General features: G+C 75.2%; 1 protein-coding gene and 1 pseudogene. Both read right to left on the reverse strand.

The features are described 5' to 3' along the window. A partial coding sequence (locus tag ACIQOV_RS34435) for a hypothetical protein (RefSeq protein WP_401054758.1) occupies positions 1–427 on the reverse strand: 427 nt, incomplete at its 3' end. An 89-nt stretch (positions 428–516) separates the two neighbouring features. Continuing rightward, a pseudogene (locus ACIQOV_RS34440) lies at positions 517–3152 on the reverse strand (SDR family NAD(P)-dependent oxidoreductase); the annotation flags it as partial.

The raw sequence follows: 3152 nt of genomic DNA on the forward strand, positions 1-3152 counted from the left end.
CGCGGTAGAGGGAGGGCAGGAGGCCGCAGGTCCAGCGTTCGCCGCTGAGGAACGCGGCGGCGCCGTCCGGGTCGGGCGTGCGGGCGCCGACGGCCCAGGCGAGGGTGCGCAGGTCGGAGGAGATCAGCAGGCTGGCGCCGTCCCAGGCGAGGTGGAGTTCGGCGCGCCAGACTGGGGGCAGCTCGATGCGCAGCTCGCGGGTGGTGGCGGTGAGGACCGTCGGGGTGGTGTCGAGGGCGGCCTGCCAGGTGGGGTCGGACCAGTAGGCGACGGTGGGGCCGTCGTGGTGGCGGGCGGCGAGGTTGGCGTTGAGGAGCAGCGGGGCGGCTTCGTCGGCGTGGCCGGTGGTGAGCAGGTCCGCCCAGCCGGCCGTGCGGGCCGCGGTGAAGGCGCCGTCGGGCGCCCAGACGGCTCGGAGCGGCGTCATGTCGAAAGTCCTTCCGGACGTGGGGCGTTGTGGTGGACGATGTCGGCCACGCTCGGGTGCTGGAGGATCGTGGTGTGGTGGGCGTCGAGGACGTGGACGGCGTGGCCGTGCTGTGCGAGGGCGGCCCAGCCCCAGGAGGGGTCGTCGGCAGGGGCGGGCAGGACGCCCGCGAGCAGCGAGTCGTTGTACTCGGCCTCGGCGGCACGCACCACCACGACGCGGCCCGGGTAGGGGCGGGGCCGGTAGCGCTCGGCGGCGGCAAGGCGGTGGCGGTAGCCGGCAGCGAGCCGGGTGGCGAGTTCGGTGGTGAAGGACTCGGGCACGACCTGCTGGGCGCGTAGGTCGTCGAGCAGGTCGGCCATGGCCTGCTCGGGAGGGTCGTGGCGCAGGTTGTACGGGTCCACGGCGAGGCGCTGACCGGCTTCGCGGGCCCGGTGGCTGGTGATGGCGGCCACGATCTCGGCGGCGGGGACTTGGGTGATGCTGCGGGGGCCGGGGCCTGCGGGTGCGGGCATGTCGAGGACGACCACGGTGGGGGCGTGCCCGGTGGTGTCGTACACGTGTTGTGCGACGGCCAGAGCGAGGTGAGCGCCGAAGGAGAAGCCGAGGACGACGTCAGGGCGCGGCGCGCTGGCGGTGAGCTGCTCGTGATGGCGGCGGGCCAGGTCCTCGATCGGGATCTCGCCGGTGACGTCGGACAGGGGCGGGCCGGGCAGTGCGTGGACTTGGTGACTGTCGCCGAGTTGGGCGGCCAGGGCGGCGAAGGCGTCGGCAGATCCGCTGATCGGATGCATGCACCACAGCGTCGACCGGTCGCCCTGGCCCCAGCGCCGGACCGCTGCGGTGTGCGGCGGCTGGCCGGTGGTCGTGGTCGAGTCGATCGCGGCGGCGAGGTCGCGGACGGAGGAGGCGGCGAAGTACAGCTCGGTGGGCAGGACGCGGCCGGTCTGGGCGCCGACCCGGGCGAGGACGTCGATCGCGGTGAGGGAGTCGGCGCCGTGTGCGGCCAGGTCGTCGTCCGGGCCCAGGTCGGGGTCGGCCAGGCAGCTGCGCCACGCATCCAGCAGGGTCACGAGCAGGTCGGCCTGCGGCGTGTCGGCCGGCACCGGCGGTTCGGGGGCGCGGACAGTCCCCAGCGGGGCGCGCACGTACCGCTCGTAGCGCTCGGGGAAGCGGCCCTTGGCGACGAGGACGTGTCCGCTCTGGTCGGACAGCAGCAGGCGGGTCAGGGCCTCTTCGGCTTCCTGGGAGGTGAGGCCGCCCTGAACCATGCGCTGTTCATGGGCCGAGGCGGTGGCGTCGTGGTGCTGCCAGGCGTCCCAGCCGATGCTCAGCCAGCGGGTGCGGGCGAATTCGGCGTGCAGGGCGTAGCTGTCGGTCGCCGCCGACGCCGCGCTGTAGGCCGGCAGGCCGATCGCGCCGAGCACCCCGGCGAGGGAGGACATCAGCACGACGCGCCGCACGTGGTGGTTGGCGGCCGCGGCACGCAGCGTCGCGGCAGCGTCGATCTTGAGGACGAAGTGCTGCTCCTCGCCCCACGAGGGCAGGCAGGTGCTGTCCTGGTAGGCGCCCTGACCGGAGATCCCGGCAGCCATGACGATCCGCTCGATCCGGCCCAGGTCACGGGTGACGTGCGCGATGAGGGCCGTGAGGTCGCGGGGGTCGGCGGCGTCGCACTCCCGCACGACGATGCGAGCCGGTTGCGCGGCGAGGTCGTCGGCCAGACGGTGGGCCTTGCGCAGGCCGGGGCCGGGCCGGGCCGCGAGCACCAGGGTGCCGCCGGTGGCAGCGAGGACGTGGGCGGTGGCGGTGCCGATCTGCCCGACTCCCACGACGACCGACACACCGCCGACCGATCCCGGCTCGGGTTCGGGCACGGGCGGGTAGGCGGGGCTCCACCAGCGTCGGCCGCGCAGGGCGAGCACGGGCTCGGCGGCCCAGCCCACGCCGCGCCGCACCGCTTCGGCCAGTGCCCAGGGCTGAGTGCCCTCCAGGTCGAGGGTGCGGATGCGGAGCGTGGGCACGTCCATCGACAGCGCCCGGGCCAGGCCCGTGAGTGTGGCCGCCCGGGGGTCGCCGCCCTCGGTGCCGAGCACCGGGTGCGCGCGCCGGGTGAGCGCCACGACGTCCACGCCGCAGGCGGCGGGCCAGCCCGCGGCGCGGGCGGCCAACGCGGCCAGGGCGTCGTAGGCACGCTGTACGGACTGGGAGCCGGCGCCGAGTGCGTACCCGCACACCACCAGCGTCCTGCCCTGAGGTGCCTCGGCGAGGCCGTCCGGCGCCCACATGACCGGGGTGCCCTCGGGTGCCGCTGCGGACAGCAGATCGAACAGCCGGCGGCCCGTGTGGTTGTGCTCGGCCATCAGGACGACACACGTCCAGCGGGGGGCCTCGGTGCTGGCGCGTCCGGGCCATTGGGCCCAGCTGCTGCGCCGGAACTCCACCTGAGCCCCGGCGGGCTCGGCTGTGCCGACGCAGTCGGTGGTGCCGGTCACGGGCTCGGGCCAGATCCGGCGGGGCCGGTAGCCCGCGTCGTGGAGCGTGGTCGGGCGCCGTCCGGGAGCGGTCTCCGATGCCGGGGATTCCTCCAGGACGACGTGGGCGTTGGTGCCGCCGACGCCGAAGCTGCTCACCCCAGCCCGGCGCACCCCTTCGGCCAGTTCCCAGTGCTCGGGGCGAGTCAGGACCCGCAGGGGCGTGGCACCGGAGGCCAGGGCGGGGGAGG

This window comes from Kitasatospora sp. NPDC091257, from assembly GCF_044757675.1.
GTDB classification, from domain to species: domain Bacteria; phylum Actinomycetota; class Actinomycetes; order Streptomycetales; family Streptomycetaceae; genus Kitasatospora; species Kitasatospora lactacystinica.